The organism is Streptomyces abikoensis (genome assembly GCF_014648775.1).
Taxonomy (GTDB): Bacteria; Actinomycetota; Actinomycetes; order Streptomycetales; family Streptomycetaceae; genus Streptomyces; species Streptomyces abikoensis.
The window spans coordinates 106,782-129,272 of sequence record NZ_BMRT01000010.1; the positions used below are offsets into that span (position 1 = coordinate 106,782).

Annotated in this window: 22 protein-coding genes, 1 tRNA gene and 1 pseudogene; 10 read left to right on the plus strand and 14 right to left on the minus strand. The window is 68.6% G+C overall.

Features of this window, described 5'->3' with window-relative positions:
• Positions 1-17: 17 nt before the first annotated feature.
• Together IE096_RS26715 and sp36 are read right to left on the minus strand one after the other, a co-directional pair.
• A complete protein-coding gene (locus IE096_RS26715) occupies positions 18-482 on the minus strand; it encodes a RidA family protein (RefSeq protein ID WP_126915247.1) in 465 nt (154 codons plus the stop codon).
• On the minus strand, positions 479-640 hold the full coding sequence (sp36, locus tag IE096_RS26720) for a Sp36 family protein (protein ID WP_126915246.1): 162 nt from the start codon (positions 638-640) through the stop codon (positions 479-481). Before sp36 ends, IE096_RS26715 begins: the two co-directional genes overlap by 4 nt.
• A gap of 97 nt (positions 641-737) precedes the next feature.
• Here sp36 and bagA point away from each other — a divergent pair, with 97 nt between their 5' ends.
• Together bagA and bagB are read left to right on the plus strand one after the other, a co-directional pair.
• On the plus strand, positions 738-1,760 hold the full coding sequence (gene bagA / locus IE096_RS26725) for an ATPase BagA (protein ID WP_189455964.1): 1,023 nt from the start codon (positions 738-740) through the stop codon (positions 1,758-1,760).
• Positions 1,757-3,472, plus strand: coding sequence for an ATPase BagB (bagB, locus tag IE096_RS26730; protein WP_229820634.1), 1,716 nt, complete (start codon positions 1,757-1,759; stop codon positions 3,470-3,472). The genes bagA and bagB overlap by 4 nt, the downstream gene beginning before the upstream one ends.
• A 213-nt stretch (positions 3,473-3,685) precedes the next feature.
• Here the strand turns inward: bagB and IE096_RS26735 are convergent, their stop codons facing one another.
• Positions 3,686-4,021 (minus strand): WhiB family transcriptional regulator, encoded by a 336-nt coding sequence (locus IE096_RS26735; RefSeq protein ID WP_189455966.1) that lies wholly within the window; start codon positions 4,019-4,021, stop codon positions 3,686-3,688.
• Positions 4,022-4,406: 385 nt separating this feature from the next.
• On the opposite strand from IE096_RS26735, the gene IE096_RS26740 reads away from it, so the two are divergent.
• The gene (locus IE096_RS26740; RefSeq protein WP_189455968.1) at positions 4,407-6,746 is read left to right on the plus strand and encodes a transglycosylase domain-containing protein; all 2,340 of its coding nucleotides are present in this window, start codon (positions 4,407-4,409) and stop codon (positions 6,744-6,746) included.
• Positions 6,747-6,850: 104 nt separating this feature from the next.
• Here the strand turns inward: IE096_RS26740 and IE096_RS26745 are convergent, their stop codons facing one another.
• Positions 6,851-7,315: a GatB/YqeY domain-containing protein gene (locus tag IE096_RS26745; protein ID WP_189455970.1), complete on the minus strand. Its 465-nt coding sequence runs from the start codon at positions 7,313-7,315 to the stop codon at positions 6,851-6,853.
• A 310-nt stretch (positions 7,316-7,625) separates the two neighbouring features.
• Here IE096_RS26745 and IE096_RS26750 point away from each other — a divergent pair, with 310 nt between their 5' ends.
• From IE096_RS26750 to IE096_RS26760, 3 genes are all read left to right on the plus strand, one after another.
• Positions 7,626-8,552: a metallophosphoesterase gene (locus tag IE096_RS26750; RefSeq protein WP_189455972.1), complete on the plus strand. Its 927-nt coding sequence runs from the start codon at positions 7,626-7,628 to the stop codon at positions 8,550-8,552.
• A gap of 37 nt (positions 8,553-8,589) precedes the next feature.
• The gene (locus tag IE096_RS26755; RefSeq protein WP_189455974.1) at positions 8,590-9,375 is read left to right on the plus strand and encodes a Pr6Pr family membrane protein; all 786 of its coding nucleotides are present in this window, start codon (positions 8,590-8,592) and stop codon (positions 9,373-9,375) included.
• A gap of 46 nt (positions 9,376-9,421) precedes the next feature.
• Positions 9,422-9,495, plus strand: a tRNA-Pro gene (locus tag IE096_RS26760).
• Between the two features lie 274 nt (positions 9,496-9,769).
• Here the strand turns inward: IE096_RS26760 and IE096_RS26765 are convergent.
• The 8 genes and pseudogenes from IE096_RS26765 to IE096_RS26800 all read right to left on the minus strand — a co-directional run bounded on the left by IE096_RS26765 (position 9,770) and on the right by IE096_RS26800 (position 15,630).
• A pseudogene (locus tag IE096_RS26765) lies at positions 9,770-11,271 on the minus strand (LacI family DNA-binding transcriptional regulator).
• 12 nt (positions 11,272-11,283) lie between these two features.
• Positions 11,284-11,787 carry a helix-turn-helix domain-containing protein gene (locus IE096_RS26770; RefSeq protein WP_308430382.1) on the minus strand — a complete coding sequence of 168 codons (504 nt, stop codon included), beginning with the start codon at positions 11,785-11,787 and terminating at the stop codon, positions 11,284-11,286.
• Positions 11,763-12,128: a hypothetical protein gene (locus tag IE096_RS26775; RefSeq protein WP_189455978.1), complete on the minus strand. Its 366-nt coding sequence runs from the start codon at positions 12,126-12,128 to the stop codon at positions 11,763-11,765. The genes IE096_RS26770 and IE096_RS26775 overlap by 25 nt, the downstream gene beginning before the upstream one ends.
• Positions 12,129-12,182: 54 nt before the next feature.
• Positions 12,183-12,428: a hypothetical protein gene (locus IE096_RS26780; RefSeq protein ID WP_189455980.1), complete on the minus strand. Its 246-nt coding sequence runs from the start codon at positions 12,426-12,428 to the stop codon at positions 12,183-12,185.
• 74 nt (positions 12,429-12,502) lie between these two features.
• A complete protein-coding gene (locus IE096_RS26785; protein WP_189455982.1) occupies positions 12,503-12,697 on the minus strand; it encodes a hypothetical protein in 195 nt (64 codons plus the stop codon).
• A gap of 22 nt (positions 12,698-12,719) precedes the next feature.
• Positions 12,720-12,950, minus strand: coding sequence for a hypothetical protein (locus IE096_RS26790; protein WP_189455984.1), 231 nt, complete (start codon positions 12,948-12,950; stop codon positions 12,720-12,722).
• A 162-nt stretch (positions 12,951-13,112) separates the two neighbouring features.
• On the minus strand, positions 13,113-15,218 hold the full coding sequence (locus IE096_RS26795) for an FtsK/SpoIIIE domain-containing protein (protein ID WP_189456169.1): 2,106 nt from the start codon (positions 15,216-15,218) through the stop codon (positions 13,113-13,115).
• A gap of 37 nt (positions 15,219-15,255) precedes the next feature.
• Positions 15,256-15,630, minus strand: coding sequence for a hypothetical protein (locus IE096_RS26800; protein WP_189455986.1), 375 nt, complete (start codon positions 15,628-15,630; stop codon positions 15,256-15,258).
• Positions 15,631-15,988: 358 nt separating this feature from the next.
• Between IE096_RS26800 and IE096_RS26805 the strand changes: the two genes are divergently transcribed.
• Together IE096_RS26805 and IE096_RS26810 are read left to right on the plus strand one after the other, a co-directional pair.
• Positions 15,989-16,777 (plus strand): GntR family transcriptional regulator, encoded by a 789-nt coding sequence (locus IE096_RS26805; RefSeq protein ID WP_189455989.1) that lies wholly within the window; start codon positions 15,989-15,991, stop codon positions 16,775-16,777.
• Positions 16,778-16,782: 5 nt separating this feature from the next.
• A complete protein-coding gene (locus tag IE096_RS26810) occupies positions 16,783-17,547 on the plus strand; it encodes a glycosyltransferase family 2 protein (RefSeq protein ID WP_189455991.1) in 765 nt (254 codons plus the stop codon).
• Here IE096_RS26810 and IE096_RS26815 read toward each other — a convergent pair.
• Positions 17,537-18,295 (minus strand): GntR family transcriptional regulator, encoded by a 759-nt coding sequence (locus IE096_RS26815; protein WP_189455993.1) that lies wholly within the window; start codon positions 18,293-18,295, stop codon positions 17,537-17,539. The genes IE096_RS26810 and IE096_RS26815 overlap by 11 nt on opposite strands.
• Before the next feature lie 514 nt (positions 18,296-18,809).
• Between IE096_RS26815 and IE096_RS26820 the strand changes: the two genes are divergently transcribed.
• Together IE096_RS26820 and IE096_RS26825 are read left to right on the plus strand one after the other, a co-directional pair.
• Positions 18,810-18,980 carry a hypothetical protein gene (locus IE096_RS26820; protein ID WP_189455996.1) on the plus strand — a complete coding sequence of 57 codons (171 nt, stop codon included), beginning with the start codon at positions 18,810-18,812 and terminating at the stop codon, positions 18,978-18,980.
• The gene (locus IE096_RS26825) at positions 18,980-20,053 is read left to right on the plus strand and encodes a GntR family transcriptional regulator (protein WP_189455998.1); all 1,074 of its coding nucleotides are present in this window, start codon (positions 18,980-18,982) and stop codon (positions 20,051-20,053) included. The genes IE096_RS26820 and IE096_RS26825 overlap by 1 nt, the downstream gene beginning before the upstream one ends.
• Positions 20,054-20,314: 261 nt before the next feature.
• Here IE096_RS26825 and IE096_RS26830 read toward each other — a convergent pair whose 3' ends face one another.
• Entirely contained in the window at positions 20,315-21,238 is a 924-nt protein-coding gene (locus IE096_RS26830) for an FkbM family methyltransferase (RefSeq protein WP_189456000.1), read from the minus strand.
• Positions 21,239-22,491: the final 1,253 nt, after the last annotated feature.

Sequence of the window (22,491 nt, forward strand, 5' to 3'; positions counted from 1 at the left end):
CAGTCCCGGACCTCGGCTCAGTCCCGGACCTCGACGAGGAACTCGACCTCGACGGGGGCGTCCAGCGGCAGCACCGCCACGCCCACGGCCGAACGGGCGTGCACGCCCTTCTCGCCCAGGATCTCGCCCAGCAGCTCGCTGGCGCCGTTGAGGACGCCCGGCTGCCCGGTGAAGTCCGGCGCGGAGGCCACGAAGCCGACCACCTTGACCACGCGGACGATCTTGTCCAGGTCACCGATGACGGACTTCACGGCGGCCAGGCCGTTGAGCGCGCAGCGCGCCGCCAGCTCCTTGGCCTGCTCGGGGCTGACCTCGGCACCGACCTTGCCGGTCACGGGGATCGCCCCGTCGACCATCGGCAGCTGACCGGCGGTGTGGACGTACGAGCCGCTGCGCACGGCCGGCTGGTACGTGGCCAGCGGCGGCACGACGTCGGGCAGGGTCAGCCCGAGCTCGGCGATCCGGTCCTCGACCGCGGTCACGACTTCTCCCGCTTGAGGTAGGCCACGAGCTGCTCGGGGTTGTTCGGCCCCGGCACGACCTGGACCAGCTCCCAGCCGTCCTCGCCCCAGGTGTCCAGAATCTGCTTGGTCGCGTGCACGAGCAGCGGCACGGTGGCGTATTCCCACTTCTTGGTCATGGGCCCGACTGTAATGCCTGATACCGGCGACCTCTGTAACGCCTGATACCGACGGCCTCGTGCGTAGCCCGCGCGGCGACTGGTTAGGCTCCGCATCATGAGCAGGCTCCATGTCGTCAGCGGCAAGGGCGGTACCGGCAAGACCACGGTGGCCGCGGCCCTCGCACTCGCCCTCGCGGCCGAGGGGAAGCGGGCGCTGCTGGTCGAGGTCGAAGGCAGACAGGGCATCGCGCAGCTCTTCGAGGCGGAGGCGCTGCCCTACGAGGAACGGAAGATCGCCGTCGCGCCGGGCGGGGGCGAGGTGTACGCGCTCGCCATCGACGCCGAACGGGCGCTCCTCGACTACCTCCAGATGTTCTACAAGCTCGGCAGCGCCGGCCGGGCACTGAAGAAGATCGGCGCGATCGACTTCGCGACGACCATCGCGCCGGGCCTGCGGGATGTCCTGCTCACCGGCAAGGCGTGCGAGGCGGTGCGCCGCAAGGACCGCACGGGCCGCTTCGTCTACGACTACGTGGTCATGGACGCGCCGCCCACCGGGCGGGTCACGCGCTTCCTCAACGTCAACGACGAGGTCGCCGGGCTGGCCCGGATCGGGCCGATCCACAATCAGGCGCAGGCCGTGATGCGGGTCCTCAAGTCACCGGAGACAGCGGTGCACTTCGTGACGCTGCTGGAGGAGATGCCGGTCCAGGAGACCGCGGACGGCATCGCGGAACTGCGGGCCGCGGGGCTGCCGGTCGGCGGCGTGGTGATCAACATGGTGCGGCCCGAGATCCTCGACGAGACGGCCGTGGAGGCCGCCGCCAACGGCAGGCGCCCGGAGGTCGCGCGCGCCCTCGCGTACGCCTTGGAGCGCACGGGCTCCGGTGGCGCACGGCGCGCGGGGCTCGCCGAACCGCTCGTCGACCCCCTGCTGCGGCAGGCGCGCGAGCACACCGAGCGGCTGGCCCTGGAGCACCGGGGGCGTGCGGACGTGGCACGGCTGGGCCTGCCCACGTACGAACTCGAGCTGCTCGGCGACGGGGTGGACCTGGCGGGGCTGTACCGCATGGCGCGCGAGCTGAGGAAGCAGTTCGCGCGGGGAGAGGCGAGCGAGCGACAGGGAGTGAGCGGGTGAGCGTGGAACCGGCGGCGGAGCCGCTCGGCATAGACCCGATCCTGGACGACCCGCGCACCCGCATCGTGGTGTGCTGCGGCTCCGGCGGCGTCGGCAAGACCACGACCGCGGCGGCCCTGGGCCTGCGCGCGGCCGAGCGCGGCCGGAGGGTCGTCGTCCTCACCATCGACCCGGCCCGCCGGCTGGCGCAGTCGATGGGGATCGACGAGCTCGACAACGTCCCCCGCCGGGTGCCCGGGATCGACGGCTCCGCCGGCGGCGAACTGCACGCCATGATGCTCGACATGAAGCGGACCTTCGACGAGATAGTCGAGGCGCACGCCGACGAGGACCGCGCGCGGGCGATCCTGGAGAACCCCTTCTACCAGTCCCTGTCGGCCGGCTTCGCGGGCACGCAGGAGTACATGGCCATGGAGAAGCTCGGCCAGCTCCGCGCCCGGGACGAGTGGGACCTCATCGTCGTCGACACCCCGCCGAGCCGTTCGGCGCTGGACTTCCTGGACGCTCCGGGCCGGCTGGGCTCGTTCCTGGACGGCAAGTTCATCAAGGTGCTGATGGCGCCCGCGAAGATCGGCGGCCGGGCCGGGATGAAGTTCCTGGGCGTGGGCATGTCGGTGATGAGCGGCCCCCTGAACAAACTGATGGGCGCCCAACTCCTGCGGGACGTACAGACCTTCGTCGCCGCGATGGACACCATGTTCGGCGGATTCCGTACCCGTGCCGATGCCACGTACCGGCTGCTGCAAGCGCCGGGTACGGCCTTCCTGGTCGTCGCCGCGCCGGAGCGGGACGCGCTGCGGGAAGCCGCCTACTTCGTCGAGCGGCTGGCGGCGGAGCGGATGCCGCTGGCCGGGCTGGTGCTCAACCGCGTGCACGGCAGCGGGGCGGCGGGGCTCTCCGCGGAGCGCGCCCTCGCCGCGGCGGAGGCGCTCGCGGACGGATCGGCGGACGGATCGGCGGACGGCTCGACGGACGGCTCGACGGACGTCGGCGGCGGCCCGGCGGGAGGGCCCTCGGGAGGGGCTCCGGAATACGCAGAAAATCTTGACGGCGACGGCATTGTGGATCGTGGCAGCGGGCAGGCTGGCTCACGTACCGCCGGCGACCCTGGCACCCTCACTCCCACGGACACGTCCTCTCCCGAGAGCGGCTTCCCCCAGCCCGCCGCGTCCGCAGGAACGAGCGCCTCGGTGGCCTCCGCGCCGGTGACCTCCGCATCGGCGGCCTCGGCATCGGTGCCGCGACCCGCAGGGGAAACCGACCCCGTCGCGGATTCGGGTTCCCCTACGGATTCCGCCATGTCCGCGGCGTCGTCGTCCGCGGCGTCGTCCTCGGCGTCCCCGGCACGGATCGCCGCCGGGCTGCTGCGGCTGCACGCCGAGCGCATGCAGGTGCTCGCCCGCGAGCGGCGCACGCGCGACCGCTTCACCGCGCTGCATCCCGAGGTCCCGGTTGCCGAGGTCGCCGCGCTGCCCGGCGACGTCCACGACCTGGCGGGGCTGCGGGCGATCGGCGACCGCCTCGCGGACCAGACGGGCGGGCAGACAGACGGCCAGGCGGACGATCAGACGAGCAGTCAGGCGGATGGCCGGCCGGACGGCCAGGTGGACAGCGGCGCGGAAAGTACCGATGAGGGTACCGACGCAGGTACCGGCGATGCCGCCGTGGAGGGTGCCGGGGGCGCCGACGAGGGCACGTCCGCATCGCGCTGAGGGGGCGCGGCGCCGGAGCCGTGCAGCGCCGCGTCGAAGGCCGTCCGCACGCGGGCGGTCGTACCGTCACCGTCGGGCCGTCACCGTCGTACGGCCACCACCGCTCCGCGGCGGACCGCTCCGCGTGTGGGGGGGCGTAGGGGCACCCCGCCGGACGTCCAGGCCGACCTCTGGGCTGCCGGCCCCGTCGGCCTACGGCGGTGCGTGCGCCCGCTAGCCGACGGCCGCGTACTCGTCGTACTCGGGCTCGCCCAGCGGCAGGATGCCGGCGCCGCGCTCGTACTCCGTTCGAGCGGTCTCCAGGAGCCTGCGCCACGACGTGACCGTGGGGCGGCGCCGCAGCAGGGCGCGCCGCTCGCGCTCGGTCATGCCTCCCCAGACACCGAACTCGACGCGGTTGTCCAGCGCGTCGGCCAGGCACTCGGTGCGCACCGGACAGCCGGTGCAGACCGCCTTCGCCCTGTTCTGCGCTGCGCCCTGAACGAATAGTTCATCCGGATCGGTCGTGCGGCAGGCGGCCTGCGCACTCCAGTCGGTTACCCAGCCCATGCTGGCGCCGTCCTCTCCCGAATCGAGGCTCCCCCACGGCGGCAGCGGCATATTCACCGTTGCCAGTTGAGGACGTTACGGAAGGCGGACAGGGGGCAACACCCCCTTCGGGCCCAATCTTGAATGGCCCGAACGGACTATGCGTATGCGGCAGATCACCCAACGGAGTGAGCCGACGACATCACGGACCATTCCCTCCATAGAGGGGTGATCCACCCACCCCTCGACGGACAACGAGGGACGTAAGAGGCAATACGGACACCTCTCATCACTCACAAGAGTGAGAGTGCAGGTGATGCGGGGGAGCATCGCCGTGACTGGCGTGAAACAGCGTAGGCGAACACACCTGCGTCTGTCCGCCGAATGAGAACGTAGGCTTCCCCCCATGGCTATGAAGCGCTCGGACGAGGGCCCCTCCAGGGCCCGACAGGCCGCGAAGTTCCTCAGTGTCAGCGTGCTTTCGGGCGTGGTGCTGGCAGGTCTGGCCCTACCGGGCATCGGCGCTTTCGGCCTGGTGGCCAAGGGCACGGTCGAGGGGTTCGACGAGATCCCCGCCAACCTCAAGACGCCGCCGCTGAGCCAGCGCACCACCATCCTCGACGCCGAGGGCGGCGAGATAGCGAAGGTCTACTCCCGCGACCGCACCGTGGTGCCGCTGAACGACATCTCGCCCTACATGCGTCAGGCGATCGTCGACATCGAGGACGCGCGCTACTACCAGCACGGCGCGATCGACCTCAAGGGCGTGCTCCGCGCGGCCAACAAGAACGCCCAGTCCGGCGGCGTCTCCGAGGGTGCCTCGACCCTCACCCAGCAGTACGTCAAGAACGTCTTCGTCGAGGAGGCGGGCGACGACCCCGAGAAGGTCGCCGTGGCCACCCAGCAGACGATCGGCCGCAAGGTCAAGGAGCTGAAGTTCGCCATCCAGGTCGAGAAGGAGCTCGGCAAGGACCGCATCCTCAACAACTATCTGAACATCACCTTCTTCGGGCAGCAGGCCTACGGGGTCGAGGCCGCCTCCCAGCGCTACTTCAGCAAGCACGCCAAGGACCTCACCCTGGGCGAGTCCGCGCTGCTGGCCGGCACCGTCCAGTCGCCCAGCCGCTACGACCCGGTCTACGCGCCCAAGGAGGCGACCAAGCGGCGGAACACCGTCCTCCAGCGCATGGCCGAGCTGAAGCACATCACCCCGGCGCAGGCGGCCGCCGAGCAGGCCAAGCCGTTGGAGCTGAAGGTCAGCCGCCCCAAGAGCGGCTGCATCACCGCCGTCAACGGCGCGGGCTTCTTCTGCGACTACGTCCGTGAGACGTTCCTCAACGACCCGGTCTTCGGCAAGACGAAGGAGGCCCGGGCCAAGCGCTGGAACGAGGGCGGCCTGGTCATCCGCACCACGCTCGACCCGCAGACGCAGAAGTCCGTGCAGAAGTCGATCACCGATCACGTCTACCAGAGCGACTCGGTGGCCACCGCCGTCTCGATCGTCCAGCCCGGCACGGGCAAGATCCTCGGCATGGGCCAGTCGCGCCCGTACGGCTTCGGCGACCACATGACGCAGATCAACCTCTCCGCCGACAAGGCCATGGGCGGCTCGAACTACGGCTTCCAGGTGGGCTCGACCTTCAAGCCGATCCTCGCGGCCGCCGCGCTCGAGCAGGGCATCTCGCCGTACAAGACGTACTCCTCGCCGTTCCGGATGCCGTATCCGGACGAGGTCGAGACGTGCGGCAAGGCGTGGAAGAACAGCGGCGGCGAGATGGTCCAGAACGAGAACCGCAGCGAGGTCGGCCCGTACGGGATGAAGGAGGCGACCGCCAAGTCGGTCAACACCTACTTCATCCAGATGATCGAGGACACCGGTGTCTGCCCGGTGATCAAGATGGCGGACAAGATGGGCATCAAGCCCGCCGCCGGCGGCAAGTTCGAGCAGGTCCCGTCGATCGCGCTCGGCACCGAGGGCCTCTCCCCCCTCACCATGGCCTCCGCCTACGCGACCTTCGCCAACCACGGCACGTACTGCACCCCCGTCATCGTCGAGTCGGCCACCGGCCCCGACGGCAAGAACCTGCGGGTGCCCAAGACGAAGTGCTCGCGCGCGATGTCCGAGCAGACCGCCGACACCGTCAACACCCTCCTTCAGGGAGTGGTCGAGGACGGCACCGGTAAGGAAGCCGGCCTCAGCGGCCGGGACAGCGCGGGCAAGACGGGTACGACGGACGAGCGCCGGGCCGCCTGGTTCGTCGGCTACACCCCGAACATGGCCGGCGCCGTCTGGGTCGGCGGCCCCGGCGCCAAGGGCGTCGAGATGGAGAACATCACCATCGGTGGCGTCTACCACGACAAGGTCTACGGTGCCGACACTCCCGGCCCCATCTGGCGTGACGCCATGACCGGCGCGCTCGAGGGCAAGGACGCGCCGACCTTCGGCACCGTCCCGATGCCGGGCACCGACAAGGGCTCCGGTGGTGGCTCCACTGCCGGCACCGGTGGCTCCGGCGGTGACGACAAGCGCGGCAACGGCCGCGGCGGCCGCAAGCCGGGCAAGCCCGGCGGCGGCAAGCCCGGTGCGGGGGGCAAGCCCGGCACCGAGCCGGGTGCCCAGACGGGCGGGCAGCCGGGCGGCCAGCCCGGTGACACCACCGGCGACGGCAAGCCGGACACGCCGACGACGCCCGGCGGGGCGGCCCAGGGCGTGATCGCCGGCCCGGCCGGCGGGCAGCAGCAGTAGCCGGCGGTAAGCAGCGAAAAGGGGGCGCCCCGACCGAGACGGTCGGGGCGCCCCCTTTTACGTACGCGTTTACGTAAGCGGGCTATGCGCGCACGCAGGCTGGATCAGCCGACGAGCAGGCTCTTCACCGCGGCGGCGACGCGGCCGCCCTCGGCGCGGTCCCCCACCTTCGGCTTCACGATCTTCATCACGGCGCCCATGGCCTTCGGCCCCTCGGCGCCGGCCGCCTTCACCTCGGCCACGGCGTCCGCGACGATCGCGGTGAGCTCCTCGTCCGACAGCTGCTGCGGCAGGTAGCGGGCGAGCACCTCGCCCTCGGCGCGCTCACGCTCGGCGGAGTCGGCGCGGCCACCCTTGTCGAAGGCCTCGGCGGCCTCACGGCGCTTCTTCGCCTCGCGCACGATGACCTTCAGCACCTCGTCGTCGGAGAGCTCACGGGCCGTCTTGCCGGCGGTCTCCTCGTAGGCGACGGCGGACAGGGTGAGACGGAGGGTGGAGGAGGTCAGCTCGTCGCGCGCCTTGATGGCGGCCGTGAGGTCGTCGTGGAGCTTGGACTTCAGCGTGGTCATGCCGCAATCTTCGCATCCCGCCCGCTCACGCGCCCCGTATTAACCGCCGGGCGCGGACGGGGGCGGCCACCAGGCGCGACGGGGGCCCGCCACAGGGCCGACCGGCCGACACCAGCCGCCCCCCCGTCCGCGCGCCCGACCGACCGCCCGTCGACCCGACCGACCGCCCGACCGCCCGCGCGGCGTTAACTCCCTTTTGACCTCTTGGCGTCTTGACGTCTCCCATGAACTCCCATGAACTCCCATGAACTCCCTTGGCCGCCCGGGACCATGGCCGACGCACCCCCGGCCGTCTGCGACGATGGACGACATGCGTGCGCGATACGGAGTACCCCTGGGAATCACGGCGGTCGGCGCGGCGGGCCTCGCCTACGCCGCCGGCTTCGAAGTCCGTTCCTTCCGGCTGCGACGGGTCACCGTGCCCGTCCTCCCACAGGGCATGCGACCGCTGCGGGTGCTCCAGGTGTCCGACATCCACATGGTCGGCGGCCAGCGCAAGAAGCAGCGCTGGCTCCAGTCGCTCGCCGGGCTGCGCCCCGACTTCGTGATCAACACCGGGGACAACCTCTCCGACCCGCAGGGCGTGCCCGAGACCCTCGACGCGCTCGGCCCGCTGATGAACTTCCCCGGCGCGTACGTCTTCGGCTCCAACGACTACTACGGCCCGAAGCTGCGCAACCCCGCCCGCTACCTCTTCGAGCGGGCCAGCGGGCGGCACGGCCTCAACGGCAACGCCCCGATCGTCGGCGCGATCCACAACCCGTGGGAGGAGCTGCGCGACGCCTTCGACACGGCGGGCTGGGTCAACCTCACCAACACCCGGGGCTCCCTCAAGATCGACGGGATGGAGATCGCCCTCACGGGCCTCGACGACCCGCACATCAAGCGGGACCGCTACGACCGGGTGGCCGGTGGCCCGCAGGAGGACGCCGACTTCTCCATGGGCGTCGTCCACGCCCCCTACCTGCGCGTCCTGGACGCCTTCACGGCCGACCGCTACCCGCTGATCCTCGCCGGGCACACCCACGGCGGCCAGCTGTGCATCCCCTTCTACGGCGCGCTGGTCACCAACTGCGACATCGACCCCGGCCGGGTGAAGGGCCTGTCCACCCACCGCGCGGGCGGCCACCAGTCGTACCTCCACGTCTCCGCCGGCTGCGGCACCAACCGCTACACCCCGGTCCGCTTCGCCTGCCCGCCCGAGGCCACGCTGCTCACCCTCGTCCCCCGCGACTGACCGGGGGCCTTCCGGAGGCCGCACGTACGGTGGGGGGATGACCGACCCGATTTCCCCCACCACCGCGCGGACCGGCCTGCCCGACACGGAGGCCGATACGGGGCCCGGCACGGAGGCCGTCCCGGCGTCCGCGGCGGCCCCGGCGGGCCGCCGCCCCGTCGCGGCGGCCTTCCGCGCGCTCATCGCCCTGGCGGCACTCACCGGCGTCGCCCTGGACACGATCGACTCCGGCGACCTGGGCCGGCTCTTCAGCTACTTCACGATCCAGTCCAACATCCTGCTGGCGATCGCCTGCGCCTGGTCCGCCCACCGCGCCTGGACGGGCCGCCCGGCCCTCTCCCCGCGGATCACGGGCGGCGCGCTGCTCTACATCTCCATCACGGGTCTGGTCTTCCACTTCGTGCTGTCGAACGACGCCAGCGGCTTCGCCATGACCAGCCAGCGCACGCCCCTGGAATCGATCGCCAACCAGCTCCTCCACACCGCGACCCCCCTCGCGGCCGCCCTCGACTGGCTCGTCCTCACGGCGCCCGGCGGCTTCCTCCTCCGCCACGCCGGCCAGTGGCTGGCCTACCCCTTCCTCTACCTCCCCTTCGCCCTGATCCGCGGCGCCCTCCTCGACCCGGGCACCGAGGGCCGCTACCCGTACCCCTTCCTGGACGTCGATCTCCACGGCTACATCGGCATCCTCGGCAACGCCGTCGTCTTCGGTCTCGCCTTCTACGGCCTGGCCCTCGCCCTCGTCCTCCTCGACCGCGTACGCCCCCACCAGCGCGGCCTCGGGAACCGGATTTCACCTACGGGCTCCAGTCGGCTAAAGTAGTCCTCGTTGCTCCGGAGCCCGCAAAAAACGGGAGCCGGTCGCACATCGGGGTGTAGCGCAGCTTGGCAGCGCGCTTCGTTCGGGACGAAGAGGTCGTGGGTTCAAATCCCGCCACCCCGACAGGTGAAACACCAGGTCAGGGCCCTGATCCTTTCGAGGATCGGGGCCCTGACTCGTTCTCCGGTGATCGTTTGGGAGAAACCTGGGAGAAGATCTTGGACCTTCTCCCACGCCGCGCGACCGACGTCCGCGAAGCCTCATCACCTCGGCCGCCTCATCCTGCCGGACACGAACGTGATCTGTGTCGCAGAGACGCAACGGGGAAGCCGACCAAGGGACAAAGACGAAGGGCCCGATCCTCTCCAGGACCGGGCCCTTCGTCACCTAGCGGCCGTTACCGGCCCTCCCGGAGCAACCGGTCCAGGACGGCGACCGGAGACCGGGGCACATCGCCCTCCGGGCCTCCAGGGCCGCTTCCCACAGTTCCGTGAGCCCGGCGAGCAGCCGCCTGCGCATGCTGCTGGTCACATGGGAGTACCTCGCCGACACTGATCCGTCGCGGTGCCCCATGCGTTCGTCCATAAGCACTTTCTCCGTCCCGAGTTCCTCCATGAGCGTCTTATCGGTGTGGCGAAGCCCGTGCGGGCTCATTCCCTTCGCGATCGGTACCCAGCAGGCCTCCGCTCTTCCCTGCGAGTTCCGTCCGCGGGCCGGCACCCCGGGCCAGGGATCAGCGAGCAGAGGCACAGGCCGGGCTTCCTGCGGAGCTTTCGGCGGGTACCAACCGGAGACGGCCGGCGTGAAGAGCCAGGTCGCGAATCCATTCCGGCGCCAGTGCGCCGCCGGTTCGCCACCCTGTCCTCCCCTCATGTAGCCGAGCTCGCTCATGGCCAGCTCGACCCGTATCCGGGTGTCCTCGGCGACCCGTTCCGGATGGTTGAGGACGTTGGAGGCTGTGCCGAGAGAGACGTCCGCCCGACGAGCCACGTCGGTGAGCTTCACCCCGGGATTACCGGAGCGGGCAGCGCCTTGGCCGCGGAAGACGTACGTCCTCCCATGGCACGGGCATGGCCGAGGGCGGTTCTGGGCGACAAGGCCAAGCACGAGGTTCGACAGCCAGCCGGGGACGTCGACGTCTCGGTAGCTGTCGTCCTTCGGAGGGCAGCGGACCAGCTCGCCAGTGTCGAGCTCGTACAACTGCCATTCGACTCGGATGACCTCCGGGCGAACGAACTCGGTTTCTAGACCGACCATCTCCCCCCAGCGCACCCCCGTGTACGTCTTCGTGATGCAGCCGACGAACTCGTCGTCACGCCCCGACAGCAGCGACGCCCGCTCGGCGATGAGCAGAGCACCCAGCGCATCGGTGATGACCTTCTCCGGACCCCGGCTGCGGGACCGCCCCGCACGCTTGCCACGTCCTCGCCTCTTGGTCGCTGGGTTCGAAGCGATGAGTCCCTCGTCCACCGCGTCTTCGAGGATGAGATGCAACGTCGCCCGCCACGTCCTGACGCTTTCGAACGTGTAGGCGGCGTTCTCCTTCTTCTCCCACGCTTCTACGTCCTGGCGTCGGACGCTCGCGAGCGTCTTCTCCTCGAACTCGGGAAGGAGATGCTCCTCGATGTGGTGCCGGTAGTTCTGCATGGTCGACACGGCGAGATCCTGCTCCGAGTACCACCGTCTCGCGTACTCGCCGAAGGTGACCTGCCCCAGAGCGGGGTCTCGCCACTCGCCACGCTCCACCTTGCGCTCTTCTGCGTCAGCAGCCTTTTTCGCTTCTCGTTTGGTGGCGAACTTGACCACGGCGCCGTTGGCATCTTGGAGCGTCGGATATTTGCCGGGCGCGCTTTTGTACCTGGCGCGCCAGTAGTTTCCACGCTTCTCCGCGTAACCCATCTGTCCCCCGCCTCAGCGGCTCAAGGCCGACTGCTCTGCCTTGAGGGCCCGGCGCGGCGGCCGGGCCCTCAAGGAGCTGCTGGGTTCAGCGCTACGTCGTTCCCTGCGCGAGCGCACCGGGACAGGTGCGACGCCGCGGCACACCGGCTGAAGAGGCGGCTCCTCGAAGGATCGGATGATCTCTCCGAAGTGCTCGGCGGTGAAACGGTAGGCCCCGCCCACGCGCGTGAACGGGATGCGGCGACGCCGGGCCTGCTCCTTGACCCACCACTCCGAGCAGCCGAGGGCTTCGGCGACCTCCGAGGGGCGGTAGAGGTGGGGCAACGCCACAGCCTCAGTGCTCCGAGCGCCTTCAACCGCGCTCAGGGCACCCCGGGGCAGCGGGCGTTGGGGGTTGTGGTGCATCCTGGTGGGACCTCCTGCTTCCTGGAAGGGATGGGGAGGCCGGGGCAGCGGGCATCTTTGACCGGAGGACCGCTGCCCCGGACACTTCAAACGCGCTGGGAGCGCCGCCATTTGCGGTACTCCTGGCGGACGTACTCGCGGCAGTCGTCGCCGGTGATGAGCTCCGATCCCCGGAGGCTCAGGCCGTTGTATTCCACGTCGAAGGACACGAGCTGCCGCGCGGTGACGACGGCGACCTCGACCACGTCAGCGGCGACCTCGGGCACGTACATCGCTGCCTCCTTGATCGCGATGCGGTCGAAGAGGGCGGCCTTACGGATCCAGAAGGCACGGCTTCGCATGACCTTGGCGCGACATTCAGCGCCCTGCTTCGCCACCCAGCAGATCTCCTGGATGATGCTCGGGGCGTCGACGTACGCGGTCGCGGCGGCGCTGCGGGCGTGGTTCGTCATTGCTTCTCCTCGGTGCTTTGGCGGTGGCGGGGCTCGAACGGAGAGAGGGAAGCGTCAGTCGACGAAAGCGGCCTGCCGGTCGCACTCGCTGGCCGTCTTCAGGAGCAGCGAGCGGAGGTCGCTGCCCACGAGGACGGCGAGGCGCTCCTCGATCGCCTGCCACGAGACGGGGTCGATGGCCATCAGCGCGGCGACGGCCGCAGGGCCCTTGCCTTCTTCGATGGCGGTGAGCGCGTCCCTGAGCTCACCGGAGGCCATCAGGGAGATGCGCCGACGCGTGGACGTGGTCTGCCCGAACATGGACGGGTCCTTTCGAGGGGCGGGAGTCGGAGAAGACGTGCGCTGGTGCTCGTGATCCGGAGTAGGAAGCCGGATCACTTGTTGAGGCTGGGAATGGCCCCACCGATCGCGGACATCACCGCGTCGATGGGCTGGGACGCTCCGGTCTTGCTGAGGTAGTAGCCGAAGAGCACGGCGACGAGCGCGGCCCCGATGCCGACCGACTTCGAGCGGATCAGCATGGCCAGCAGGAGCCCGAAGAGGACCAGCGCGGAGATCGAGAAGGACATGGGGAGCTCTCCTTCGGAGGGGTCAGCGGTTGCCGTCGCGGTGGAGGTGGACGACCGCGTTGTAGAGGCGGCGGCCGAGGCGCAGACGCATCCCGTGTCCCTCGCAGCGGCGGCACTCACGGCCGCGAACGATCCGGCCCTTGCGGCCCTGCCAGACCGCGAAGCCCCAGCCGTCGCACTTGCGGCAGGCCCCGAACGGGCTGACGGCGCAGAGAACGGCGTAGCAGAGGGTGACGACTATGAGTCCGGGCATAGCGGTGAGCAGGGAATGCACAAGAACCCCTCTCAGGGCAGTGTCAGGGAGATGCCGACAGAGCGGCGCTAGGCGCTAGCGGCCAGGTCAGATGGGCTTTGAACTGCTAGCAGGGGTGCTAGGTCTAGCGGGGCGTCCCGCTAGACCTAGCCGCGGTGAGAGCTACGCGGCGGCGGGAGGTTCGTCACGTTCCGCCATCGCTCTGAGGACGTCGTCGCGTTTGATGCCGCGCCGGTTGGCGCCCTTGCCGTCTTCGGTGGTGCCCCACATCTGGGTGGTGCGGATGCCGTACGGCTTTAGTGCGGACGTCAGTTGTTCAGGTGCCCAGCCGGCGTACGCGTCCGGCCGGAGCTCCGCCAGCCGGGCGACAACGGTCTCGCTCCAGGCTTTCGGCTCGGCGGCCGGGATGACGGAGGCGACGTCCCGCAGAAGGTCGAACGACGGCGTCTCGGTCTCCGGCTCCTCCCCCAGGGCGTGTCCCGAGAGGGTGCCGACCGCCTTCCGCACCTTGTAGGCGCGGAGCGAGATCACGTCGGCCGTGGGGGCGTCGATGTACGTGGCGACGACGATACGGGCGTCGGCGCCTTCGCCGACGAAGTAGTGGATGCCCTTGTCGCCCCAGGCGAACATGGTCGCCCGCACCCCACGTTTGTACGCGGACGTGCCCAGGACCATGTCGTTCTCCGTCTGTCCCATCACCTTGAGGCACCACCGGTTGGACGCGTTCGCGCTGATACCGGTCGGCAGGGACTTCGCGTCCGGACGCTGTGTGGCGAGCAGCAGCGTGATTCCGAGGGCAGGGCCGCGCTTCGTCAGGTCGGTGCAGATCTCTTCGAACTCCTTGCCGTGCTCGGGGTGCTCGAACCAGACCTGGCACTCGTCCGCGCCGACGACGATCGGATGCAGGCCGAGGCTCTTCTTGTCGGCGAGTTCGCTGGTGACCTTGGACTCCGGGCAGATGTCCCGGGGCAGGTTGCGGACGACCTTGGCCCGGCGGCGCAGCTCTGCCCGCAGGGCTCGGAGGTCGCGCAGGGCGTACTGGATGTCCTCCTCGTCGTCGCCGGCCCGGTAGCTGTGTGCCACCCGTTCGAGCGGGCCGAGGTCGCCGGTGCCCTTGAGGTCGTAGACGTGCAGTTCTGCGCGCGCGTCCAGGGCCGCGGTCAGCAGGAGCAGGCGGAGTAGGAACGTCTTGCCCATGCGCGGAATGGCGCCGATGATCCCCGAGATGTACATCAGGGTCACGGGCACCCAGCGGCCGCGCTGATCGGTGCCGTACGGTGCCGGCTTGAACAGGTCGACGGACCCGTCCTTGAGCAGCGGCCAAGCAGGCTTCTTGGACTTCGACATGTCGTGATCCCCGACCCACAGCACCAACCGTCCGGTGTGCTCGTCCGGCACCGCCTCCGGCCAGACGCACCCCAGCGGCCGCCGAAGTCCGGAGGCGAGCTTGTCCCGCTTGTCGATCACATCCGTGACGGTCACGCCGTACGGAAGGTCCCCTTCGGCCCGCCAGCCAGCACCATCTCGCGTGATGGGCGCCGTGAACGTGAAACCCGGCCCACCTTTGCTCTGCGCCTGGCTGATGGCGGCGATGCCCAGTGCACCGAGGGCGCGCAGGACGATGTCACTGGTGAGCCGCTGCGCCTTCGGGATCTCGACAGCCCGGTGAATGATCGGAGCGTCGGTCGGCTGGCCCAGCCATCCCAGGCCCAGGGCGACCGTGAACCCGGCCAACGTGAGGAACCACGTCGACGCGAGGACGTACAAGCTCAGAGCCGAAGCAAGCCCTCCGACCAGAGCCACGACACCGACAGCCGAACGCCACCGGACACGACGATCTCTCTGACGGGACAGCTTCAGGTACTCGCCCACGTCCTCATGCGCCGCGGCGACCCGCCGGAAAGGCTCGCCTTCGGCATCGACAGCCCACCGCAGTGTTCCGCCGACGACGCGCGCGGCGCCCTGCGGCGCTTGGAGTGTGAGGCGGAGGGCGTACCAGGGTGTTCGAACAGCGTGATACGCGGCAACATGCCACGCGTAGACAGCAACGCCCTTGCCGGCAGCCTGCAGTTCCTGACGGGACTTCGCCCACGCCGGGAGTACCGGTCGGCGCTTCGCTCTCTGCGCCCGGTCTCTCAGACCGGGTTCCGGCGGTCCGCCGTGTTGGTCAACCAAGGTGATTTCGTCCGCGGGTTCCGCCGGACTCAACGACACCTCCTTCGGATTAGCGGGTGTTCGAGGCCGTCCCGCCGCACGCGGCGGCGTCAGGCCCGCGAGAGCCGTCTTCTGCTGACCGAAGGCCGGCTCAGACGCGGAAGCGTCGCGGCCCGGTGAGGCGGAACCACCACTGGTACGCGGTCATCACCGCTCCGTACCCGCCGAACCCGGCCAGAAAGCTGAGCAGCCAACTGGCCCCGAGGTCACGGGCCGAGCGGCAACCGATGTACGCGGCGAGCAGGGCGAGCCCGAGGGCGATGAGGGCCACGGCCTGGCGCCCCGTCGTCATCGGCGCGGTGTGCCGAGCGACGAGCTCAAGCCCGCCGGGCTCGGTGAAGCGGCGCATGCCGCCGTATCCGTGAATCATGACGAGCTTCTCGCGGCCGCGGCCGACGACCCCGGCCACGGTTCCAAGGGCCTTGTCGTCACAGGCTCGGACGACGTCGCCGATGGCGAGTTTCATGTTCCCCCCTCTGGGATCGAGGCATGAGCGGCAGCGGGCACCCGCTGCCGAGTGAGGTTCGGCAAGACCTCTCGTTCGTGGACGAGTGGTCGTCACCTCCGGCGTCGCCCGCCCGGTGGGCAGCGACGTCGGAGATCAAAAGCACTCGTTCTCAAGGCGCTCTCTGCAGTTCTCAAGGAACCGACGCTTCCTTCGTGCTCCTCGCGGAGCCCCTCCGGGCGTCAGAACTCCTAAAGAGGTCTTGTCTTCAAGTCCTCTTTAGGAGTTGCGAAGACTATGGCGGGCGCCACACCAACTCGTCAAGTCCTCTTTAGGAGTCGTATGCTGAGGGCCGTCGGGCAACAGGACGGTGAGCACCATGGCTAAGGCGTACGAGCGGATCGCCGACGACATCCGGGAACAGATCCGCGCAGGTCAGCTTCCCCCTGGCGAACGGCTCCCCGCAGAGACGTCCCTCGCCGACCAGTACGGCCGCAGCGTCCCGACCATTCGAGAAGCCCTACGCCTCCTGCGGGATGAGGGGCTCATCGAGAAGCAGCACGGCCGCGGGACGTTCGTCCGCCAGGCCCGTACCGCGGTACTGCGCACGAACCTGCGGCACCAGTGGGAGAAGGACCGCGCGCGCGAGACGGAGCAGCGGCGCGCCGAGACCGGGGCCACCGAGCACGACACCGGTCTGACGGTGAACGACCTCGTCTTCCACGCCGCGTACCACGAGGTCAAAGCGCCCAAGGACATCGCGGAAGCCTTCGGGGTGCCGGAAGGCACCGTGCTGGTCGAGCGCACCTACCGGACGCGATATGCCGCCGAGCGTGCCCCGTTCGCCCTGGTGACCTCCTACCTCGTCCGCGACATGGTCGCGGAGAACCCGGCGCTCCTGGACGCTGCCAATGAGCCGTGGCCAGGAGGCACGCAGAACCAGCTCTTCACCCTCGGGATCGAGCTGGACCGGATCGAGGAGCGGGTCACGGCCCGCCCGCCGACGCCGGAGGAAGCGGAGGAGCTGGAGTTGCCGCACGGCACTGCGTTGATCCTCTTGCGGAAGACCTCGTACGACACCAATGGCCGCGTTGTGGAGCTCTCCGACATCGCCCTGCCCGGCGATCGCACGGAAATGACCTTCACCACTTCCCTGGAAAGGTGGTGAGTGCCGTGCAGCGGCGCATCATCATCGTCACCGCAGTGCACGGACCGTCCGCTCACCACCTGCCCGACGCCTATCGGTCGCTCTGCGCGCAGAAGCTCCCGGATGGCTGGGAGTGGCACTGGGTGATCCAGGAGGACGGGAAGACCGAGCACGTGGCGCCGCACGTTCCCGACGACGAGCGGGTGACGTTCCTGCAGGGTCGGCCCGGCGGACCCGGCGTCGCCAGGACCATGGCGCTCGCCCACGCGGACGGCCAGTACGTGAAGATCCTGGACGCCGACGACCAGCTCCCCGAAGGCGCGCTGGCCCGCGACCTCGCGGTTCTGGAGCAGGACAGCAGCCTCGGATGGACCACGTCCCGGGTGCTCGACCTGATGCCGGACGGCTCGCTCGTCGGCTTCGACCAGGACCCGGAGGACGGCCCCATCGAGCGCGGCGCCGTCCTCGACCACTGGCGGGCGCACAGCTACCGCGCTCAGGTCCACCCGGCGACCCTGTTCGTCCGCCGCGATCTGCTGCTCGCCCTGGGCGGCTGGATGGCGCTCCCCGCGTCGGAGGACACCGGTCTCCTGCTCGCCCTCGACGCGGTCAGCCGCGGCTACTTCACCCGCGAGGTGGGTCTCCTCTACCGCAAGTGGCCCGGCCAGGCGACCGGGCAGGCGGCGCACACGGACTCGGCCGAGCGCGACGCGCGCATGGCCGTCGTCGAAGCACGGGCCCAGGCCCTGGCCGGCTCCGGCTGGCGGTACCCGGCCCCGGCTACGAGCTGACGGGCACCTCGTAGACGATCGCGCAGCGAGCGGCGGACACGACGATGTCCGCCGTCTCGACCGGACGCCCGTCGTCGCTGTAGTACGTCCGTTCAATGCGCGTGACCAGCGCACCCCGCTGTACGCCGAGGAGGTTCGCCTCCTCGGCGTTCGCATGTCCGGGCTCCGGCTGTTCCACCGCGTGAGTCACCGTGATGCCGATCTCGGCCATGCGGCCCACGACGCCCTTGCCGGCGTGGGGGCCGCCTTCAGGGAGTACCACCAGCGTGCCGCTGGTGAGGGCGTAGGGCTCCCAACTGGTCGAGATCTGGACTGGCTTGCCATCGGCCAGGAACTCATAAGCGGTCCGTACGCAGAGATCCCCTTCTGAGATGCCGAGACGCGCGGCGATCGGGCCCGGCGCGGGGACCTTCGCCTCGGTGCTGCTCTCCCACGTCCCACGCTTGCCGAGCGCGGACATGTCCGCGCGGAACGGCGGCTCTCCTTGGTCCTCGCGCGCCTGGGAGCGGACCACGCGCAGTCGTTCGCGCGGCTCCGCCACGTACGTCCCGGAGCCGGCGCGGCCCTCCAAGATGCCCTGGGAGATCAAGAGTTCCTGCGCCCGGCGAATCACGTTCTCGCCCACGCCACCACTCTCCCGAGCGAGTTGCGTACGCGATGGCAGCCGATCACCCGGCTTCCATTCCTGGCTGGCGATGCGCTGTCGCAGCAGGTCAGCGACGCGGAGGTAGGGCGGCTGCTCAGGCATATGGAAAATCTAGTCCACTAGCCCCTATGCTAGTTAACTAGCTTTACGCGCTGTGATCCCGTGGCGACGGAGGACGCCTTGTGCCCGCACGCAACGCCCGAACCGAGCACATGGCGGCTCGCCTCTCAGCCGCAGGCTTCACCCCGCGCGTGACGTACCGGAACGACCACGCCCACATCGAGACAGAGGTCCCGAGCCCGGTCTCCGCCGAGTCGTGGCGGGAGCTCCTCGCGGTGATGGAGACAGCTGACTGGTTCGGGCTGGTCGTGAAGGAGAGCGGCAGCACCGCTTGGGCCGCGATCAACAGAGAAACCCCCGCGACAGAGCACTGTCCGGGGGCATGGCCATCAGCTTTAGGGAGCTGACAAGCATGGTCGAGACTATCCGCCGCATCGCGGCTTGGGCCAGACGGCAATTCGTTCCCCCGCTTGGGCGCCATCGGAGGATCGCGCCGGCGCAGTCCCCCACCGAGAAGCCGCCGACGCCCAGGGCGGCCGCCTCCGCAGCATCTACTTTGCGTCTGCCCCGCCAGGCGCCCCACAACCCCGACGTGCTCCGCGCCGAGGAGAACGCCCTCGTCCGTCCGTACGTATTGACGAACGAGGAGCGGGTCGTGCAGTGGCAGCAGCTCACCAAGCGGCGAGAGGCCTCCTGCCCGCACCTGACCGTGATGGAGGCCTACTGATGGCCAACGCGTATACGTACGAGATCGTCGCTGATGCTCTGCGACACCAGATCGAGACAGGAAAACTCAAGGAGGGCGCCCGGCTGCCATCGGAGGCGGCTCTGGCCGACGAGCACAGCGTCAGCGTGCCCACGCTGCGGGAAGCGCTCCGCCTGCTTGAGGCTGACGGGCTGGTGGAGAAGCAACAGGGTAAGGGTAACTACGTCAGCCAAACACGGCCTCGGATCACATACGTCCGAGGCCGGCAGAGCCGTTCGCCATCAACCGAGAAAGCTCTCAAAGTCCACGTCCGAGCGGGGGAAGTGGACGCAACCCGCCCCATTGCGGAACTTCTGGGAGTAAGCGAAGGCACAGCCCTTGCCCAGTACGTCTACCTGAGCTTTCAGGACGCAAAGCCCCAGGTGCTGACCCGCGTCTATGTCCCCCAAGCTGTGGCACGGCACATGTCCCCTGAGACCGACCCATCGCCGTGGGGCGACCACATCCAGGCCGGGCTTTCTGCGGCCGGAGTCCAAGTCGCGGCCACCGCTGAGCGCTTGGTGGCCCGACTACCGCGCTCAGAGGAAGCAGAGCTCCTTCGGATCGCGCGAAAGGCGCCCGTCACCGCTATCGAGCGGACCCTACTCGACGGGATGAACCGCGTCGTCGCAGTGGCTCTGCTGACTCTGCGAGGTGACAGCACCGAAGCCGTCTTCATCGACGAATCACCGGTAGAAGTCCCCTCCGACTCCCCGCTCCGCCGCCTGCCCTGGAACACACCCGACGGGAGTCCGTGCTTCCTCAGCCCGGCTGATGCCGTCAACGGTCCGGTGGCCCGAATCGCCGACGCCCTCGAAGCGAACCAGGTCAAAACGGCAATCGAGGTGCTGGCAGGCATTCGGGCGATACTGGACAACCCGCGCTCGGACTTCCCCACGTTCACGTTCGCGCTGAGGCGCGCGGCCGAATCGCTCGAAGAGATGCTGAGAATCGCCGAGGGGCGGGGAGCCCCGATGCCTCCGACGGACAGCGACGAGCCGAGCGGCGGAACCGACAGGGCCGATGGCGAGGAAACCGACAAGGCCCACCAATGACTGCCCCGGCCAAGAATCGGATACCGCCCTCGGTGAAGCCCACCTGGTACTGCGGATACTGCGCAGGACACACCACGATCTGGTGCCCGGACTGCTGCGGATTCGAGGGGTGCAAGACGTGCCGCAAGACGTACAAAGTCCCGTGCCCCGTGTGTTCTGGCGGGAAGCTGGAGAAGATCCGCTGGTGACGACGCTCTGAAGGAGGAGAACCTCCTCGCGCGCTTCGGCCGGCTCCCCATGAGGGAGCCGGCCGAAGCGCGTTCACGGAAGGGTCTCAGCGTCGACCCTGGAGAAGATCAGGTCGGACTCTGCTTCAACGCGGCCGCGCAAACGGACTGGGATACCGACCGGCCCGCGCCGTCTCGCAACGTAGCTCTCCGGCGCGTAATCGTTGGCAAGCCGGTAGGCGTGGAATCCATGCTTGGCCATGATGGCGAGCAACTCCTCTGAGGAATCACCCAGCTTCGCCATACGGTCGGGAGTGACCTCGACGGTGATCTCCACATCGTCCCGGAGCCTATCGAGCATGGGCTCCATGCCCCGAACGACCTTCCCCTCGGCACCTTCGACATCGACTTTGATCACGCGAGCGTTGGTGATCTCCGAAGGGAGCAACACCTCCGGAAGTGGCCGCGCCTCGATAGCGAACGTCGACGCAACCGGCCCGTCGTACGGCACGATGCTGTTCGCCCCCATGTTGCGATCACTGGCCAGAGCGAAGACGAGCTCCTCCCGCCGATCGGAGATGGCGGCGTTGACCACGCGCACCGCGTTGGCACGGTTGAGCCGCACCTGGCCCAGGAGGACCTCACTGAACGCCCGGGATGCCTCAATGGCCACCACACGGCCCTGATCCCCGACCAACCCCGCAGCCACGAGGGCGAAGTATCCGACGTTGGCGCCAACATCGACGAACGTGTCCCCAGACCGAAGCCGGCGCTGAAGCCAGCACGTCATGTGGGGCTCCCACACACCGAACATGTAGACGTATCGCTGGATGAGGTCCTGAGTATCGACCGCGAATCTAGCGCCAACTCGCGAGCGTGTGACGAGCTGACGAGGCTGGTCACGCAGCCGCTTATTCAGCCAACGCGTCGAGAGCGCTGAGGCACCTGGCGCCCCGGCAACGTAACGGGTGTACCAGCGACAGAGGCTGACTAAGTGCTCCACGGCATCCATCCCCATGGGGCCACACTTCCCACCGGGAGGCAGATGTCACCGTCCTGGTCGCCATCCGCGCGTGCCCCGTGTCACGCGAGGCCATCAGGCCTGGGTGGCCAACCTGACCCTCGACGTGGGGACAAGGGCCAGTCTGGTAGCGCGCCCCCACGAGACCGCTGATGGCTGACGCAGCACGACGGCGAGGTGCCTGGTCAGGCATGAGACTGGTCTGGCGGGTCATGGCTATCCTCCTCGCCTCTCGATGGTTCGCCGTAACGGCGTTACCTACTCACCATTCACATGGCTTCACCACTTCAAACGGCTTGCTCCCTGCCGAGAAGACGAGCCAACGAAGCCCTCCTCCCTTTTCGCCCGCCGCTCCCTCTCTGAGAAAGATCGGCCGGTCATGTTCGGTACCGCATGCCGCCTGCCCGACGGAAGTACACCCAGCCCTGCGGCAGGTCACTGCGGGCAATTCGAACAGTGCCATCCCAGGAAATAGGCGCCTTTCGAAGTTAAGCGACAGCCCGTAAATACCATAAGTCAGCCCTACCCTGTAAGGCCGATTGAGCTAATATTCGCACTCCTGAATCCGCATATCCGATGCGGACATTTGCGCTTCGTCATGCGGATTGTGTAGAAGAGACTCGCCAGCCAACCGGGCCTCCAGGGCGTCATGAAGGAAAATAACAAGGTGAAAAATGCGAAGATCGAATTGAGTGACATCCGACTACCCGGTTGCGCTCCTCGGGAGGCGGGAGATACCAGGCCGCTGGAACGGGCGATCGAGCTTCGCGGACTTTGCCAACCGATCATTATGCGAGAGGATGGAGTGACGCTTCTTAGCGGCCACAGACGCCTCACCGCTTGCCGTAATCTAGGCATGCAATTTGCCGCCGCTCTGGTTCCCTCTGATGTAATCGAAGCAGCTACTGCGCTCCAAAAAGAGTCAAGGGAATCCGACCCAGCCACTACCCTCTCGATGTCGGCCAGGGAGCGAATGAACTTGGCTCATCAGCTTCATGCGATGCCCACCCCGTCCGCCAGAGTAGCGCATCACGTATATGCGGCTGAAGTTGCAGGCATCCCCGCACGTTCCTATTGGAGGATTCGGGCGGTAATAAACAGAGCCAGGTACGACGACACGCAGCCTCCCTTCAGCGCAGTCAGAGCTCGAAGGCTGGCGGATTTGATGCTTGAAGCCGTGGACTTCCCGCCCGAAGGATGGGCTCCGACTCGCATCATTGAGTACCTTCATAGCCTGCGCGCCGTAGGCG

Excerpts from the sequence above, each read along its gene's own strand:
- IE096_RS26755 (WP_189455974.1), top strand. The coding sequence starts at position 8,590 with ATGACCGACCCGATTTCCCCCACCACCGCGCGGACCGGCCTGCCCGAC.
- IE096_RS26780 (WP_189455980.1), bottom strand. The coding sequence starts at position 12,428 with ATGTTCGGGCAGACCACGTCCACGCGTCGGCGCATCTCCCTGATGGCC.
- IE096_RS26775 (WP_189455978.1), bottom strand. The coding sequence starts at position 12,128 with ATGACGAACCACGCCCGCAGCGCCGCCGCGACCGCGTACGTCGACGCC.
- IE096_RS26800 (WP_189455986.1), bottom strand. The coding sequence starts at position 15,630 with ATGAAACTCGCCATCGGCGACGTCGTCCGAGCCTGTGACGACAAGGCC.
- IE096_RS26830 (WP_189456000.1), bottom strand. The coding sequence starts at position 21,238 with ATGGGGATGGATGCCGTGGAGCACTTAGTCAGCCTCTGTCGCTGGTAC.
- IE096_RS26740 (WP_189455968.1), top strand. The coding sequence starts at position 4,407 with ATGGCTATGAAGCGCTCGGACGAGGGCCCCTCCAGGGCCCGACAGGCC.
- IE096_RS26785 (WP_189455982.1), bottom strand. The coding sequence starts at position 12,697 with ATGTCCTTCTCGATCTCCGCGCTGGTCCTCTTCGGGCTCCTGCTGGCC.
- IE096_RS26815 (WP_189455993.1), bottom strand. The coding sequence starts at position 18,295 with ATGCCTGAGCAGCCGCCCTACCTCCGCGTCGCTGACCTGCTGCGACAG.
- sp36 (WP_126915246.1), bottom strand. The coding sequence starts at position 640 with ATGACCAAGAAGTGGGAATACGCCACCGTGCCGCTGCTCGTGCACGCG.
- IE096_RS26745 (WP_189455970.1), bottom strand. The coding sequence starts at position 7,315 with ATGACCACGCTGAAGTCCAAGCTCCACGACGACCTCACGGCCGCCATC.
- bagA (WP_189455964.1), top strand. The coding sequence starts at position 738 with ATGAGCAGGCTCCATGTCGTCAGCGGCAAGGGCGGTACCGGCAAGACC.
- IE096_RS26825 (WP_189455998.1), top strand. The coding sequence starts at position 18,980 with ATGGCCAACGCGTATACGTACGAGATCGTCGCTGATGCTCTGCGACAC.
- IE096_RS26805 (WP_189455989.1), top strand. The coding sequence starts at position 15,989 with ATGGCTAAGGCGTACGAGCGGATCGCCGACGACATCCGGGAACAGATC.
- IE096_RS26790 (WP_189455984.1), bottom strand. The coding sequence starts at position 12,950 with ATGCCCGGACTCATAGTCGTCACCCTCTGCTACGCCGTTCTCTGCGCC.
- IE096_RS26750 (WP_189455972.1), top strand. The coding sequence starts at position 7,626 with ATGCGTGCGCGATACGGAGTACCCCTGGGAATCACGGCGGTCGGCGCG.
- IE096_RS26770 (WP_308430382.1), bottom strand. The coding sequence starts at position 11,787 with ATGGCGGCGCTCCCAGCGCGTTTGAAGTGTCCGGGGCAGCGGTCCTCC.
- IE096_RS26735 (WP_189455966.1), bottom strand. The coding sequence starts at position 4,021 with ATGGGCTGGGTAACCGACTGGAGTGCGCAGGCCGCCTGCCGCACGACC.